Below are 16180 nucleotides of genomic sequence, written 5' to 3' on the forward strand. Positions count from 1 at the left end.
CCTGTCCGATCGCATGCGGAGGCGGGTCAGTCGGTGTCGACCGCCTCGCGCAGCGTGCGGAACTCCGCGGCGAGGGCGTCGAGGGTGTAGTGGGCGTTGAGGCCGCTGGGGTTGGGTAGCACCCACACCGCGGTGTCGCCGATCTGCTCGGGTTGGGGGCCGACGGTGGTGCGTGGACGACCGAACGCCGTGCGGTAGGCGCCGATACCGAGTACGGCGAGGACTCGGGGTTGGTACTGCTCGACCCGACCGACCAGGGCACGTCCGCCGGCGCGCAGTTCGTCGGCGGTCAGCTGGTCGGCTTTGGCAGTGGTGCGTGCGGCCACATTCGTGATCCCCATGCCCAAGGTGAGCAGTTCCCGGTGTTCGTCGGGGCGCAGTAAGCGCGGCGTGAAGCCGGACCGGCGCAAGGCCGGCCAGAACCGATTTCCCGGACGAGCGAAGTGATGTCCGGTGGCCCCCGACCACAGACCCGGATTGATTCCGCAGAACAGCACACGCAAGCTGGGCCCGATCACATCGGGAACAGTCTTGTCCTGCGCCGCGGCCAGATCCGCGGGCGACGGCCGAACCGACGAACCAGAACTCATCCCCTCAGTCTGCCGGGTACCCCGCCGGCCACCTGCCGCAGGGCTCGGCGCACCGCCGGTTCGTCAAGCCACTTTTCATTCAGCGGACCGCGCAGACTACCCCAATAATAGGCGGCTGATCAGCGTGCAATTCGGGTACGGAAATACTCACGCTCCGGCGCAACTCGCCGCCGAAGTATAAGAGTGCGCAAAACACCGTGCGCAAACAAATCTGGACAAGCGGAGGCTCGCATGCCTGAAAGGTTTCAACTTCCCCCACCGGGGTTCTTGAAGACGGAAATAATAAATCTGGGTCCGGTCATCGAACCGAAATACAGCGACGCCGAGGATTGGGGGCGATTTCTCCCGGCCGTCGAGACCACGCCGGTGCGGTACGAGGAGCGAAGCCTCGCCGAACTCGACCGGCGTGCGGCGGCGGCACCCGAGATCGCCCTCGCGGCGACCGAAATCGAGGAGCTGCTGCGCGGCAAACGGTACGAAATCATCAGCGTCGGTACCCGAGAGCTGGATCGGAACACCGAGTATCCCGTCGTCGTCATCTACGACTACGACGCGGACATCACCATCGAGGCGATCGTCGACCCGGCTCAGCGCGCGGTCGTGCAAGTCACCACCTCGTCGAACCAGCCGGCCGTATCCGCGCAGGAGGAGCGGCGCGCGATCGAGTTGGTCCGCGCGGACGGTCACTTGCCGGACAACGGAATCGACGTCGGCACCGGTCTGGGACTGATCATCGAAGACGTCGACATCCACAGCCCCAGGCACGGGCACCGGCTCGTCGATCTGCGGTTCGGGCCGCGGGATCTGCGGATGCCGGCCGCCTTCGCCATCGTCGACCTGAGCACCGACGAGGTCGTGCAGGCCGGCCTGTTTCCGAAGGGATTGCTATGAGCGTGTCCGGAGTGGTGAGTTGGCCGCCGGAGGCTCCGGTGTGGACATTCAACTGGGAGATGATCGACGGCGATACCGAGGCGATCAGGTTCCGTGAGGTCTTCTATCGGGGCAAGAAGGTGCTGTACAAGGCCAGCGTGCCGATGATCCGAGTCCAATACGACCAGGGCGGCGGTCCCTATAAGGATCAGATGGGAACCTCGAATCTGCAACGACCGGTCGAGGTATATGAAGGCAGTCCGGGCGACGGATTCCGATTCCTGGTGGTCGACTCCTATCACCGCATCGTGAATTACCGTCTGCTCAATCGCTGGATATTCCGGGACGACGGCATCATTTTGCCGCAGATGTACAGCGCGGGACTCCAGCATCCCTACAATCATCGCCACCATGTCTATTGGCGGTTCGATTTCGATATCGACGGGTCGCAGAACAATCTCGCGCTTCAGCATCTGCCGACAAGTCAGGACTGGGGATATGGCCCCGGCTGGAATCCGAAGACGAGCGAGGTGTCGACGGTCCACACCGGCGACAACCGCTGGGCGGTGATGAACAAGGACACCAACCGTGGGTTCCTGATCGACAAGGGACCGTTCGACGGCACCAGCGACTGGTTCTCGAATCTGGACGTGGCGATCGTCGCCTATCACGGAGCAGAGGATCTCCGGGGCGCCCACGGCACGAGCCAAGACGATCAGATCTGGCAGCACGTCAACGGGGAGAACACGGACGGCCAGGACAACGTCATGTGGTACGTCGCGCATCTAGCCCACGAGGCGCACGACGGCGGCGACGAATGGCACGTCTGCGGGCCGATTCTGCGCCATTTCCGTTACTGAACGTCCGACTCGAATCCCCGCCCGGCACCGCTGCCCGGACGGGGATTCGCGGCGATGGTCAGACAACGGACCGCCACCGAAATCGACAGGCAGTCAGCGGAATTGACGGAAGAATCCGCGCACCTGCTCGACCAGCGACGCCGGCTGCTCCAGCGCGGCGAAGTGGCCGCCGCGCGGCAGTTCCTCGAACCAGCGCAGGTCGGTGAACCGGAGCTCCGCCTCGCGCCGTGACGGGCGGGTGATGTCGCGCGGGTAGATCGACAGCCCGGCCGGCGCGGTGACCTTGTCCCGGAAGTTGGCGAAGCTCTCCCAGTACAGGCGCGCGGACGACGTGGCCGACGCGGTGAACCAATAGACCGAGATCTCGTCGAGGAGCTGCTGCCGCGACACCGCGTCCTCGGGGTGGCCGTTGTTGTCCGTCCAGGCCCAGAACTTCTCGGCGATCCAGACGGCCTGGCCTGCCGGGGAGTCGGTGAGGCCGTAGCCGAGCGTCTGCGGCCGGGTCGCCTGGATCGCCGAGTACCCCCGGCCGGTGCGCTGGAATGCCTTCTCGGACTGGAGGTTTGCCAGCTCCGCGGGCGTCGGGTCGTCGAACGTGCCCGCCGCCACGGACGCCAGGTTCAGGTGTAAGCCGACGACCCGCTCGGGCGCCACCTCGCCCAGCGCGCCGGACACCGCCGAACCCCAGTCACCGCCCTGCGCGCCGTACCGCGCGTAACCCAGCGAGACCATCAGCGTGTCCCAGGCACGCGCGATGCGTTCGACGCCCCACCCGGTCGTCGACGGCTTGTCACTCCAGCCGTACCCGGGCAACGACGGCGCGACCACGTGGAACGCGTCCGCCGGGTCGCCGCCGTGCGCGCGCGGGTCGGTCAGCGGGCCGAGGACCTCCAGGAATTCGAGCACCGAGCCCGGCCAGCCGTGGGTGAGCACCAGTGGGAACGCGTCCGGCTCCGGCGAGCGGACGTGCAGGAAGTGGATGCCGAGCCCGTCGATTGTGTCGCGGTACTGCGGGAAAGCGTTCAGTCGCGCGGCGAATCCGAAGTCGTAGTCCTCGGCCCAACTGCGGCAGAGCTCCTGCGCGTAAGCCAGCGGCAAACCCTGTGACCAGTCGTCCACCGGCTCCGGCTCGGGCCAGCGCGTCCGGCGCAATCGTGCACGCAGGTCTGCGATCTCGGCTTCGGTGATGCTGACTTCGAATGGCTCGGCGGGCATAGCGGACTCGCTTCCTCGATAGTTATCGGATCGGATGTGGATGCAGCCGGCGACGGATGTGGCCCGTCATCGCCCATCAGGTTCAGGTCGACGGCCTGCGCCAGGACGGCGGGTCAGGCTGAGGACGAGTCCGGCCAGCGGAAGAGCCGCGAGCACGGCGAGAGCCACCGGTACCGACGCGATGCCGGACAGGCCCGCGACAGCAGCCGGACCGATCCCGCCACCCAGGAAGATCATGAAGTTGAGCAGGCCCTGCGCGGTGTCGCGGTCGCGCGCGGCGACCAGTTCCGGTGCGAGGCTTACCAATACGGCCTGGGCGCCGGTGAAGCCACACACGGTCAGCGCCGCGCCGACGACAATCGGAATCGGTCCGTCGAAGATCGCGACCACGAGCACGCCGACTACGGTGAGTGCCGCAAGCCCAGCCGACATCTGCCAACCTGCGAACCGGTCGGTCACCGTGCCGATCACGCGGCCGGCCAGCACCGAGCAGGCGGCGGCCGGGACCAAGAGCGCGCCGGCCACGAGAGGGCCACCGCTCGTGGCCTGTTCGATCAGGGACGGGGCGAGGAACAGCACCCCGTAGTAGCCGGCGAAGATCGTCGCGCCGACCAGCCCGGCCGGCAGGAAGCCGCGGGCCGCGATCACCCGCCGAGGCACGAACCCATCGGGCGTGCGCCACACCCGCCACCACAGTCCCACCGCGGCGAGCACCCCGGCGGCAGCCACCACGAGCGTGACCGGAGCGGGCAGGCCGACCGAATGTGCCTGCAGCAGCGTGATCAACGAGCCGGCGAATACCGACAGCACCGCCACGCCGACGATGTCGAGTCGCCCGGCCGAGCCGTCCCGCTCGCCGATCCGCGGGAAAGTGCGCCTACCCGCCGATGCGACCAGCAGCAGGGGCAGTGCGAGGACCGGGATCGCGAGCACGGCACGCCACCCCAGCCATGCGGTGACCGCCCCGCCCAGCAGCGTCCCGCACGCCGACATCGTCGCGCTGGCGGCCGCGATGATGCCCAGCGCGCGGATCCGTTCCCGCCCGGGAAGGGCTGTGGCCGTGGCGAATACGGCAATCACGGTCGCACCGGCTCCGGCGCCGCCGATCAGCCGACCGACGATCACGACCGCCAGCGTCGGGCCCGCTCCCGCGAGCGCCGAGCCCGCGGCAAGTGCGACGACCCCGGCCACGAGCACCCGGAAGGACCCCCACCGGGCCATCAGCCGACCCGCGACCGGCATCGCCAGCGCGGAGGTCAGCGACCATGCGGCAAGGATCCACGCCGTGGCCCCGAACGGCACCCCGAGCGCGCGGCCGATGGCCGGCAGCGCCACCGACGGTGCGCCGAGCGCTACGTACTGCGGCAGCACCAACATCCCCAGGATCAGACCCAGCCAGCGGCCGTCGGAGGCGTGTTTCGATCCGCCGCTGAGATCTCTTTCAGACGGGATCGTCTGCGGCATCGTCGCCTCCTCCCACAGATGGTGACACGTGAAAGCTACTATGGGTGTCACACTACGGAGCAGCGAGGAGACACGTCAAATGCTTGATGCGTGTAACAACGACTCGGCGGTCCAGACGGCCGTCGATCTGGCCAACACCTCGAGGCCGGTCAAGGGCGAGGATGCGCTCGAGACTGTGGAGCAGCTCCGGGACTTTGCCGAGGCGCATTCAGCGGTCGAGCCTGCGAGTTCGGCCGGTATGCGGCAGCGTCTCACCCGCGCCGACCTGGCGGAGGTCCGCGCGGTGCGCGAGACGGTTCGTGCCGTGCTCGAACAAGCGAGCACCGACCCGGTTGGAGCTGCGGTGTTGATCAATGACGGCCTGCGCAACAGCCGCGCCACCCCGGCGCTGCGCCACGATCACGACCGCTGGTGGACCGAGGTCACGTCCGATACCGACCGCTACTCGGCGCACCTGGCCGCGACCACACTCAGCGCACTGGCCTCCGTGATCGCCACCCTCGGTCCGACCCGTCTCGGCGCATGCGCCGGGCCGAGATGCCGGGCCACTTTCGTGGACCTCTCCCGCAACGGCTCGAAGCAGTACTGCACCCGAACCTGCGCACACAGGGCCAGCGTCGCGGCCTACCGGAGTCGACAGAGCCCGAGCTGAGAACTGGCACGTAGCCCCTGTTAGGTCTGGTGTCGTCCGGGCCGGCGATCGGACGTGCAGATCGCAACAGGTCTAAGCCCCGCAGGGCCGCCGCTGTGTCAAGCCAACCGGCCACGGCGCGATCGTCGGAAAGCTTGCCGAATTAGGAAAAGTGCGGCGGCAGAGACTATCTCGATGTTTCGACACCCTGTCTCGCATCAGCCGACAAACCCAACCGTTCGGCGTCGAGCGTCTTGCCGATGGCGGCGGCCACGTCTTCGGGGTGCGTGAGTGGGGACAGATGGCTGGAGTGCAGCTCGGTGAGGGTGGCGTTCGTCCGGTCAGCGAACCAACGTTGCAACGCGGGGTCGAAGATCCGATCTTCCAGCGACAGCAGGTAAGTGCACGGCAGATCGCGCCACCCACCCGGCCCCGCAGGCTGGGAGAAACATGCGCCGTGGGTTGGCTTCTGTATTGCGGCCAGCGCTCTGCCCGTTGCGGCGGGGACATCGGCGGCGAGCACATCGGCGAACTCGGCGGGATCGATGATCGACCAACCGTCGGCAGCGAACCGGATCGCCTCACCGCCAGGCATTTTCGCACCACGGTTACTGAGCGATGCGACCGTCTCGCCTTCCTCTGGAGCGTAAGCCGCGACAAACACCAGCGAGTCGACCTGCTCGTTATGCCAGGCAGCCCCGGAAATCACCATGCCGCCGTAGGAATGCCCGACCAGTGTCACCGGCCCGTCGAAACTCGAGATCTCCCGCCGTGTCCAGGCGACGTCATCGCTGAGCGAGGTCAACGGCAACTGGACAGCCCGCACCTGATGCCCCTGGCTATCCAAGACCTCAATCACCTCCTGCCACAGCGACCCATCACTCCACGCCCCGTGCACCAGCACAACATTCGCCACAACCGCCTCCGTGCTTCCCATTCAGCGGACCAGCCGCCGCAATCTCTTCGCAGCACAAGGCAACCAGGCGGCCGGGCCGGCGCCGAGCCAGCGAGATCGATCTCGCCGCTTTCCGACATCACCCCTGAACGCAAGGACAGAAACCGACGCCCGAGCCCACAGAACGCACCGATTCCGTCGACGCAGCCTCAATCCGCTCTGCAACACCGGCGGGCCGGGATCTGCCAGCGTTGTGTGGTTAATATTAACCACACAAGATTCTGGTACGCTCGCACCATGGATGATGGGCTGGGTGACTTGTTGCATCGCGTGGTGTTTTTGCTCGGTGAGGCCACTCGGCGGCGCGTGGAAGCCTCGGGTGGGTTGAGTTATAGCCAGATGCGGCTGCTCGGCATGGTGGACGAGAGTGGGCCGATGACCCAGCACCAACTGGCGCAAGCGCTTTCGGTCTCCGACCCGGCGATCAGCCGGGCCCTGCGCCCGCTGCAAGCAGCCGGACTCATCCAGGTCGACCCGGACCCAGAGCACGGACGCCGGCGACTGGTCAGCACCACCGAAGCCGGCCGCAACGCCTTCCACACCAGTGGTAAGCCACTCCAGGACGAACTACGCGATGCCTTGCTGGCCGTCGGCTTCCCGTATGAGCGTTACGTGCGCGACACTGTCACGCTGGCCGAACTCCTGGAGCCGAGACGCTAGCGCCGAGTTGTGGAACTACTGTGCGCGGTCGTCCATCTTGTCCATCGTGTCCGCGGCGTCGCGCATCCCCTTGGCGAACTTGCCCGCTGACTCCGACATGTTGTCGCCGCCGGCGAGCAGGTTCGTCTCGGAAGTGCTGTAGCCCTTTCCGCCTTTGGTGAACTTGTTGCCGTAGTCATCTCGACCCCACGGAAATCCCTGCGCCTCAATCATATTCCGCAAGTTCGCGATGATGTTCTTCGTCTCCGTGCCGACCTCGTCCATCTGCTCCGCCGCCTGCCGCAAACGCGCGGTGTCCACTTGGATACGACGTCCTGCCGCCATGACACTCTCCTGAATCTTGTGATCCGGACTCAGTACCGATCCTCGGGACGCCCGTCCTCCCAATGCGATTCGATGCGCTCGAGCAAGTGCTCGATGTCCCGGTGGATCCGATAGACCAACTGCTGTCTGCTGGTGGCAACGGCGACGGGCGAATCGTCCAGCGCCATCACGTATCGTCCGTCGTCGGCCACGTCCCGCCACAGCAACGTCGTCTCGTGCAGTCCACGCGGGCCGAACTTCGATCGGCCCTGCGCGACCGTGATCACCCCGGTCAGATCGGCACGCTGCTCGAAGAACCGCTGAGTCCGATACACCGGCCGGGACTCGACGTCGTCCCACACCGAGTTGGCACTCCAACTCGGCGCGATGTGCTCGACCGGGTCGGTCACGATCGGGATATCCGGCAGCCGACCGGCTCCCACGTCCGGCATCGCCTGCACCACCGCGACGGCCATGGCTCGCGGATCGCATTCGGTCACGACGACCATAGGCGAATCGAAGGTGAGTTCCCCGGGTACCTGTTCGAAGACGAACCCCAGCGCACCCGCCCGCGCGACATGCACGCGGAGCACCTTGTCCCGGTCGGTTCTTTCCCGCTCGTCCCAACTCTGCAGCAGCACATACAGTTCGGGGGCACGCAGCACATGGGCCATGCCCGCGAACGAGCTGTCCAGCCTGGGCTGCAACTCCGCCCATACCAAGCGTTTTCGTTGCTCCAGGTCGTCGGACATCACCTCCTCGTCGCTCTGGAACAGCAACGGCCGCGGCAACGACCCTGCGCGATACTGCTCGCACAGCACGAGAAATTCGAGTGAGGTGAACTTCCACTGCAGCGTCACGGCTCGATCACCGGCCGCACCCGCTTGATGTCCGGCCCGAGGCCCTCATCCAGGTGTGTCTCCGAGTCGAGATACTTGGGCCGCTTGTATTCCGCGCCCGCGCCCTGCGCGCCGCCGGGCCCCGGACCGGGCCCCATCGGCATGCCGGACTGGGAACCTGGCTGAGCAATCTGATTCTGGGTCTGTGCCCCGACTTCGTGCTGCATCGCCGCCCGCGGGAACAACTTCGATGCCTCGAACGGTGCGGTCTGGGCGGTGAGCTGCGAGTGCGGCACACCACCGCCCGGGCCAGGAATGCCCGCGCCGCCGCCGGCGCTGCGCACAGCGGCCGCGAGATCCTTCGCGAACGGGCTGTCGGTCGGCAATGCCGTGTGCTGCAATTCGCCGAGGCCGGGAATGCCGAGCGCCCCGGTGTTCGCCAGACCGGCCAGCATTTCGGTGCCGCTCTTGACGACATCGCCGATCGTCTTGGTGAACCCGTTTATTCCGTCGGTCAACAGCTTGATCAGATCGGCGCCGCCCGGCGTCTGCGCCATGGTCTGGCCCAGTGCGCGCATTGTTTCCGGACTCAGGTTCCGCAGGATCTCCGGGTCGACGTTCTTCAGCACGTCCGGGCCGAGGTTCTTCAGCCCTTCCGGGGTGAGGCCGCCGAGAATGTCCGAGCCGAGCTTCTTCAGCTGGTCCGGGCTCAGCCCCTGCAACAGGTCGGAGGTGAGCTTCTGCAAACCCTCCGGGGTCATGTTCTTCAGCAGTTCCGGACTCAGTCCGCCGAGCAGGTCCGCGCCGACCTTGCGCAGGGCCTCCGGGCTCAGATTCTTCAGTGGATTCTCGCCGCGCAGCAGCTTGTTGAGCAGCTCCTGCGGCGATCCCAGCGGGCCCTGCTGACCCGGTGGGTTCGGATTGCCGCCGCCCGGCGAACCGCCGCCACCCTCTTTTCCGCTGCCGGTTTCCTTTCCGCTGCCGCCCTCTTTTCCGCTGCCACCGCTCTGCGAACCGCTGCCACCCTTGCCTTCCGAACCCGACCCGTTGCTCGACCCATTGCCGGGTCCGGAACCACCGCCGTATTCGGGTTCGGGGACTCGGGCCTTGGAACCGCTGTAGCCCGACCCGTTGCCGTCGCCTCCACCATTCGAGCCGGAGCCACCGCTCGAACCGTTGCCGCTGTTACCGGCCGGTTTATCGCCGGGGCCCTGATTGCTGGCGTCTTGATAGCCGGCCTTGTAGTTCGGGCTGTTCTTGTCTATGCCACCGCTGTTGCCACTGCCGCCACTATTGCCGCTGCCACTGTTGCCACCACCGCTGTTGCCATTGCCACCACTGTTACCGCTGCCCTGATTGTTTCCACCGCCATTGCTCGAGTTATTCGCGTTGCCGTTGGATTCGTTCCGGTTCTCATTGGAACCATTCTGGTTTCTCGCCATGCGATCGAAGTTGTAATTATCGGCCTGCTGATCGCGTTTATCGTGGTGGTAGGCATCATCTTTCCCGTTGCCATCACCTTGACCGTTCTTGTTATCTCCAGGGGGCGGCTGGGGAACGGTGCCGGTCATGACAATCTGCGGCATCACGTTGACCGCGCCGGCGATACCTGGTTCATAAACAGCCTTGTATGTCTCGCGATAACCTTTGAGCCAGTCCGATTTCTTGCATTCGTTCGTATAGGCTTCCGCCTGTCCAGGCGTGTCATTGAACATGGCGAAAATCCATTTAGAGCAATAAATCAGGTCCGCGCTCAGATAGTCCAGAGCTTTGGCGAAATTGAGCGAACCTTCGGTAAACCGATTGATCGCTTCCATCGCACGATCCGCGCCTTGACCGCTCCACATCTCTTTTTTTACATTGCCGAGTTTGGTGTTCAGATCCATGAGATCACCTCGGAGTTTTTCCGCCATCCAAGCGTATTTTTCTCCGGCATTATTCGTCACATGATCACTGCCCTCCAGTGCCAGCCGGAATTCATGGAATCGGTCGATACTCCATCCGTCGGCGCTGGTGACGTGGATCGGGTTCCCATTATCCGGGCCGGGCGGCGCCTCCGGGACGGGCGGGTGCTCGCCCTGGCCGGGCGGGTCGCCGTTCACCGGTTTCGGCGCCGACGGAGGGATGGGTGTGACAGTCTGCAGGTCGCCGATCTTGTCGAACCCGGCCCTGCTGACCTCGTCGGCGGACAAGTATTGTTTGCACGCCCTGATGAACGTGTCCCCCATGTCCTCCATGGTCCACCGCAAGAGGTCCAATCGGTCCCTGACCTCGGTGCCCTTCAGATTGAACCGAATAGTCAGCGCCTGACCACCTGCTTCATCGGAAATATATTTCAAATTGTCCATGGATTCGGACTGGATGAAATCCCGATACCATTGGGCTTTTCCGACCATATCGTGGCAGGCCTGCGCGCACCGCGCGAATACCTCCGGAGTGAGTTCGACCGTGCCTGCCTTCAATAGTTCATTGTCGGCATTGTGACGCAAATCGTGCCAATCGTCGCGACTGGCCTCTGACGTATCGTTGATTTTCGAGCCCTTGCCGTCGTCAGCCATCCGTCGTGCTCCTCGTGGTCTCTGTGATAGTTCGCTTCTCGATGACCGGCTCGACCGTGACGATCGAGGCCCCTAACGTGAACGGGACATCGGTCGAATCGCCGGTTCCGGCGCGCGGCTCGCGCGCCTCGTCCGGCGGGGGCAACAACACCGATGTCGGCAGTTTGCGAGGCGCGTCGCTCTTCTTGCGCGCACGCCGCGACTGTTTCTTCTTGGCACCGGCAACACCGCCGGACGATGTCCTGGCGGACGAGGCCCCAGGCGCGGGCGCGGAAGGCGCCATACCGGGTGCCGATGGCGCGGCGGAGTTGTGCCCGTCCGGTGGCGCGGAGACAGGCATCCGCCCCGGCATGGACGACTGCGTCCCGTTCGCATTCGACTCGGAGTTCCCCTGTTGTCCCGGAGTTCCCCGATGTTGCGGTGCGTGATCGGAGTTCTGCGTGTTGCCCGACGATTCCCCATCGCCCGTACGGTTTCCGGCCAACGGCGCCGAGTGCCCATCAGCGGAACCAGACGCGCCCGATTCGCCGCTGGAGCCGTTGGCACCCGACCGATCTCCGGTCGTGGTGCCATCCGTCGCGTTCTCCTCGGTGCCCGGATCAGTAACAAGGTTGTCTGCGCTCACCTGGTCGCCAGGCTTGGCTGATCCCGAGTTACCTTCCCTATCAGCGTAGTTCGTCCCATCAGGCTGGCTAGCTTGCTGAGTATCCGCATGCTGCGTCGCACCAGGACGGCCTGGCGCATCAGGCTGTCCGGATGTTCTCGGATCGGCTTGCGTCCCCGTCTGCTCGGCAGGATGCTGCGTGCGGTCGAGTCGATTCTCGAAACCGTCTCCGCCGCTCGGGGATTGCCGAGATCGCTCGGAAGCATCGGTCGATCCCTCCGCGCGCGGGTCACCGGCCGACCCTCCCTTTGCCGTCGGCAGACCGTTACCTGGGCCCAAGCGCCAGAAATCCGGTGACACGCCGCCCGGCCCGCGCGCACCTGTGCTCGGGTCGCCTTCGTCGGATGCCGCAGACGATTCCCCGGGCTCCGGCGGCGGCACCATCCCGGCCGTCTGCCGCAGGTTCTCGAGCATCTTCGCCAGCAGATTCGGGTCCGGTTGCGGCGGTGCGGGCGGCTCGAGTCGGGGCGGCGGCTGCCGGTCGTCATCCGACGCGCCGGGATCGCCGGAACCACTTCGGTCGCCGGAGTTGCCCCGGTCACCGGAGTCGCCCCGGTCATCGGGGTTGTGCCGGTCATCGGGGTTGTGCCGGTTGCTGGACTGACCACGGTCACCCGACCCACCCTGGTCACCGGACCCACGCTCACTGGAACCACTGCGGTCGCCGGGCCCACCACGGTCACCGGAGTTGCCGTTCTCCGAATCGCCTGGCCCACCGGTATCGCCATCATCGCCGACGCGGCCAGGACCACCCGTGCCGTTGCTTCGGTCGGCATCCTCCGGCCACGGAATGTCCTGGTCGCCGTCGTCCGGACCGGGACCAGAGGCACCCCCGTCACCCTGCTCCGCATCGGGCGGCGGCCAGTCGCCCGGCGGCCCCCAAAAGTACGTCGGACCCCAATACCCCTCTGACTCATCGTAATACGGCGAATCTTCATAAATGATGGTGATGGTCGGCGGTGGTCGGTCGTCGATGTACTCCTGCGGAATCCAGTCGTCGGGACCGGGTGCCATCGGCGCACTGTACGGGTCCATCGGCGTGTCGTCACCGTTCAGGAGATGCGGCTTGAGCTTGGCGTTCAGGTGGGCGCCGCTGAGCGAGCGCGGGTCGAGGTCCTGCAACGGGGCCGACGTCCCGTCGGGCGCGAAGGCATGCACCCGGTTCTTGTCGTCGACCTTCCAGATGGTGCCGTCACCCCTGCTGCCCCAGGAGGTCTTCTCCGGTGTGGTGACTCGAATTGCCGCGTCACCCCGGATCTCCCGCAGGGTGTTGTCGGGATGTTTGACGAAAGCCGTTCCGTTCGAACGTGTTCCGCGCACCACACAATCACCGTCGGTGAAACTCGCGCCGCGCGGCCCGATCTCGGAGACCGAGCCGTCGCCGTGTTCCACCCGGAAGCCCTGCGGCGTCCGCTCCAACCGCGCGCCGTTGGACAACTCGATCGGCTCGTTCATCGGCCGCGACTCGGTCTGTCCGTTCGGCGCGGTCACGCGCACCGAATTGCGCGGTCCCCGCGAATATTCGGTGCCATCGGCGTCGAAGACCTTGATGCCCTTGGGCGAAGACTCGAAGCCAGTGCCGTCGGGCCGATCCATCTGGAAGGTGCCGAGCTTGCGCGGCCGATCCGGACCCGGGTCGTCCGGTCGATCGTGCGCCGCGTTGTTCGCGGGGTCGCTCAGGTCGTAGTGAATCACCGTCTGATCGGGGTGCTCGGTGCGCCCGCCACCCTGCACAACCGACACATCGAACACCGCATGTGTGGTGCCGTCGGGGAACTCGACGATGGCAGCATTGGTGGATTCGATGGTCTGCTTGGTCCCGTCCGGACTGGTGATCACGGTCGGCCGGTCCGTCCCGGACTCCACCACGGTGCCGTCCGCGTGGATCAGCGTCCGGTCGTCCCACGGCGAACGGATATCGGCGCTGCCGTCGCGCTTGACCACCGTCGTCGACCCGTCCGGTGACGTCGTGCGCACCGAGCCGTCGCCAAGCACCGTGTGCCGCGTACCGTCGGCACGGCCGAAGCTGAATTCCCCGTTCCGAGCCGTCCCCTGCGCCGGTTCGGACCGTGCAGCAGGTTGCGCCACGGTGTGGTTGCCGGCGAACGGCAGGAAATCGACCGAGCGATCCGGCCCGATCCTGAGCACTGTGTCTTCGCCCGGACGACTGATGAAGATGTTGTGGTCCTCGTCCACCCGGTGCTTGGTGCCATCAGGTGAAGTGATCACCACCTCATCCCGATCGTTGCGTGACCGATAGGGATGGTCTCCGTCGCCGTCGAACGTCCGGCCGGCGTCCGATTCGACGCCCTCCTGTCCGCGCTGCCCGCCATGCTTTTCCGGCGGCACCGATGCCCGCACCGGCGACTGATCCCCGTCGGATCGCGGCCGCGGCGCAACCGCACCGGACCCCGGGTCGACGGGTCGTCGTGGCTGCGGTCCGGCGCCTTCCGCATTCACCGACGAACGCGCCTCGCCCGAGCCGACCGAGGATACCGACGCGGGGCCGCGCTGCTCACCCGAACCGAGCGAAGACACCGACGCGGGCCCGCGCTGCTCACCCGAGCCGACCGAGGACACCGACGCGGGTCCGCGCTGTGATTGGCCCGCAACAATATTCGAGTCCGGCGTGAACCCGCGCGACGGCGCCTGAATGCCGACTTTCGGTGGTTGCGCTGCCGACGGGCGCTGCACCACTGCCGAACCATCCCCGTCGGGAACGGCACGCGCGGGGCCGCCGCCACGACCGTCGGCGAGCCCGCCGGCCGACCGATCGCCCGGTCCGCCGGTCGCAGCCGAAACACGGCCGTCGGCAGGCGGATTCGACGACGATGACCCTCGGGACGGTTGCGCCACATTCGAGTCCGCCGAATCTCCGCTCTTCGCCGTGGAATTCGAGGATGCCGACGTCTCGGACCTCCCTCCCCCACCGGCGGGCGCGGATCGGGACTCCTGACCCGATGGCTTTGCGTCTTGTCCGGCAGCCGAGCCGCTACTCGACGACCGCTCGTTCGAGCCGGACCCCGGACCACCACCGGCCCCCTTCCCCGGGGAGCCGGATTCCGAGCCGCTACTCGACGGCCGGTCGTGCGATCCCGACTCCGAACCGTTACTCGACCACCTCTCGTGCGATCCGGACCCCGAACCGTTGCTCAACAGCCTCTCGCGCGATCCGGACTCCGAACCATTGCTCGACAGCCTCTCGTATCCTCCGGAAACGGAGGAACCGCTCGAGTGGCTGCCGCCGTGGTTGCTTCGTGTTGCCGCGGAGTCCTGATCACTCCGACCCGAATGGTTCGACGCCGATCCGCTGTCGCTGCCCGGCCCTGAGTGCGAGAGACCGCGCAGCGGCGGCGCGAGCCGTCCGTCCGAATGGGTGCTCCCGGCGAACGAGGCCGAACGCGTCGACCGTGACGGATCATGCGCGGACCCCTCGGAGCCCAGGTACTCGTAACCACCCCGAGAACCACTCGACGTGTGCTGGGTCACGCTGATCTCGTCGCCGAAACCGTTGCCGCCGAACCGGTTCGGAGACCCTTCCGGAACGGATCCGCCCGCGTCGAGGAGGCGAGTCTTGACATTCACCGACCCATCTCCCGGCAGCTTCCAGTTGACCTCGAAGTTGCTGTGCAGCCCTTTGCCGCCCAAGCGTCCGTGCAGACCGCCCACCACCCCGCTCTGGGTTGCGCCGCCGACCCAGCCATGGGGGTCACCCAGTGTCCCGGCCCAGTCACCGATGATCACCGCGGCGCCGAGACCACCGAAGAAGCCGAATACGGGGCTGGCGGCTACCCCGACGACCATCCCGTTTCCGCCCCGAACCCAGGGGTTCTGTAGCTTGTTTCCGAGCATGCTCGTAGTCCGTTTGTTGACCCAGTTGGCCGCCGAGCGGCCGAACGGCGCGCCTAGTCCAGAGGCCACCGAAGTACCGAACTGTTCCCAGTTGAAATTCTTGCGGTGCCCGGCGGCGATCTGGCCGACCTGAACGGACGCGTCCAGGGCACCGGTGATGGCGCCCCACTCCAGGATCTTCAGCACCCAGTTCTTGCTGAGGTTGGCGAACTTCTCGCCGAACACCGAGAGCACCTTCGCCAGAATCCGTTCCTGGAACTGTCTTTCCAGGCGGCGCAGCGAGATTTGGGTGGCCACTTCCGCGGCCGCCTGCTCTATGGGCGCGGTCGGTGGAAACTTCCAGGCCCACAAGATCTCGATACCCAGCGCGACAAGCGACACGATGGTCATCAGTTTCGCGGCCTCGATCTGCGTACCGAAATCGAAAGCGGCGTCGTGGACCTGGTCCATGAGCTTCGCCAGCGCTTCCTGCGACTGATCGCCGACGAGCAGCTGGTCGAACATCGCGGCGATCTTCTCGCCGCCCTCCCCCTCGGGATAAGCGGCGACCGCGGTGCGTTTGGCGTTCTCGATATCCGGGATCACCGCGCGCAGTGCGGCGGCGGTGTCCTTGTAGGCGGCCGCGACCGCCCAGATCTTGTCCTCGTCACCGTCCGGCCACGTGCTGCCGGCGATCCACCCCAACCAACGCAACTCCGGTGGCAGATACAAACTCATCC

12 protein-coding genes are annotated in these 16180 nt (G+C 66.1%); 4 read left to right on the forward strand and 8 right to left on the reverse strand.

What is annotated here, in order from left to right:
- Window positions 1-26: 26 nt before the first annotated feature.
- Window positions 27-590 (reverse strand): G/U mismatch-specific DNA glycosylase, encoded by a 564-nt coding sequence (mug, locus tag F3087_RS43820; protein ID WP_150408117.1) that lies wholly within the window; start codon window positions 588-590, stop codon window positions 27-29.
- A gap of 231 nt (window positions 591-821) precedes the next feature.
- On the opposite strand from mug, the gene F3087_RS43825 reads away from it, so the two are divergent.
- Together F3087_RS43825 and F3087_RS43830 are read left to right on the forward strand one after the other, a co-directional pair.
- Complete coding sequence (locus tag F3087_RS43825) at window positions 822-1481, forward strand: hypothetical protein (protein WP_150408118.1); 660 nt, start codon at window positions 822-824, stop codon at window positions 1479-1481.
- Window positions 1478-2320, forward strand: coding sequence for a hypothetical protein (locus tag F3087_RS43830; protein WP_150408119.1), 843 nt, complete (start codon window positions 1478-1480; stop codon window positions 2318-2320). Before F3087_RS43825 ends, F3087_RS43830 begins: the two co-directional genes overlap by 4 nt.
- 93 nt (window positions 2321-2413) lie before the next feature.
- Here the strand turns inward: F3087_RS43830 and F3087_RS43835 are convergent, their stop codons facing one another.
- On the reverse strand, window positions 2414-3535 hold the full coding sequence (locus F3087_RS43835; protein WP_150408120.1) for an epoxide hydrolase family protein: 1122 nt from the start codon (window positions 3533-3535) through the stop codon (window positions 2414-2416).
- 66 nt (window positions 3536-3601) lie between these two features.
- On the reverse strand, window positions 3602-4999 hold the full coding sequence (locus F3087_RS43840; protein WP_150408121.1) for an MFS transporter: 1398 nt from the start codon (window positions 4997-4999) through the stop codon (window positions 3602-3604).
- A 79-nt stretch (window positions 5000-5078) separates the two neighbouring features.
- Here F3087_RS43840 and F3087_RS43845 point away from each other — a divergent pair, with 79 nt between their 5' ends.
- On the forward strand, window positions 5079-5651 hold the full coding sequence (locus tag F3087_RS43845; protein WP_150408122.1) for a CGNR zinc finger domain-containing protein: 573 nt from the start codon (window positions 5079-5081) through the stop codon (window positions 5649-5651).
- A 166-nt stretch (window positions 5652-5817) separates the two neighbouring features.
- On the opposite strand, the gene F3087_RS43850 is transcribed toward F3087_RS43845, so the two are convergent.
- Window positions 5818-6534: an alpha/beta fold hydrolase gene (locus F3087_RS43850; protein WP_150408123.1), complete on the reverse strand. Its 717-nt coding sequence runs from the start codon at window positions 6532-6534 to the stop codon at window positions 5818-5820.
- Window positions 6535-6822: 288 nt separating this feature from the next.
- Here F3087_RS43850 and F3087_RS43855 point away from each other — a divergent pair, with 288 nt between their 5' ends.
- Window positions 6823-7245 (forward strand): MarR family winged helix-turn-helix transcriptional regulator, encoded by a 423-nt coding sequence (locus tag F3087_RS43855; protein ID WP_150408124.1) that lies wholly within the window; start codon window positions 6823-6825, stop codon window positions 7243-7245.
- A gap of 15 nt (window positions 7246-7260) precedes the next feature.
- On the opposite strand, the gene F3087_RS43860 is transcribed toward F3087_RS43855, so the two are convergent.
- The 4 genes from F3087_RS43860 to F3087_RS43875 are packed head-to-tail and all read right to left on the reverse strand — an operon-like array spanning window position 7261 to window position 16178.
- Window positions 7261-7569, reverse strand: coding sequence for a hypothetical protein (locus tag F3087_RS43860; RefSeq protein ID WP_150408125.1), 309 nt, complete (start codon window positions 7567-7569; stop codon window positions 7261-7263).
- Window positions 7570-7598: 29 nt separating this feature from the next.
- Window positions 7599-8408: an ESX secretion-associated protein EspG gene (locus F3087_RS43865; protein WP_150408126.1), complete on the reverse strand. Its 810-nt coding sequence runs from the start codon at window positions 8406-8408 to the stop codon at window positions 7599-7601.
- Window positions 8405-10945: a hypothetical protein gene (locus tag F3087_RS43870; RefSeq protein ID WP_150408127.1), complete on the reverse strand. Its 2541-nt coding sequence runs from the start codon at window positions 10943-10945 to the stop codon at window positions 8405-8407. Before F3087_RS43870 ends, F3087_RS43865 begins: the two co-directional genes overlap by 4 nt.
- Entirely contained in the window at window positions 10938-16178 is a 5241-nt protein-coding gene (locus tag F3087_RS43875) for a WXG100-like domain-containing protein (protein WP_150408128.1), read from the reverse strand. Before F3087_RS43875 ends, F3087_RS43870 begins: the two co-directional genes overlap by 8 nt.
- Window positions 16179-16180: the final 2 nt, after the last annotated feature.

Origin of the sequence: Nocardia colli, from assembly GCF_008704205.1 — a bacterium.
Classification (GTDB): Bacteria; Actinomycetota; Actinomycetes; order Mycobacteriales; family Mycobacteriaceae; genus Nocardia; species Nocardia colli.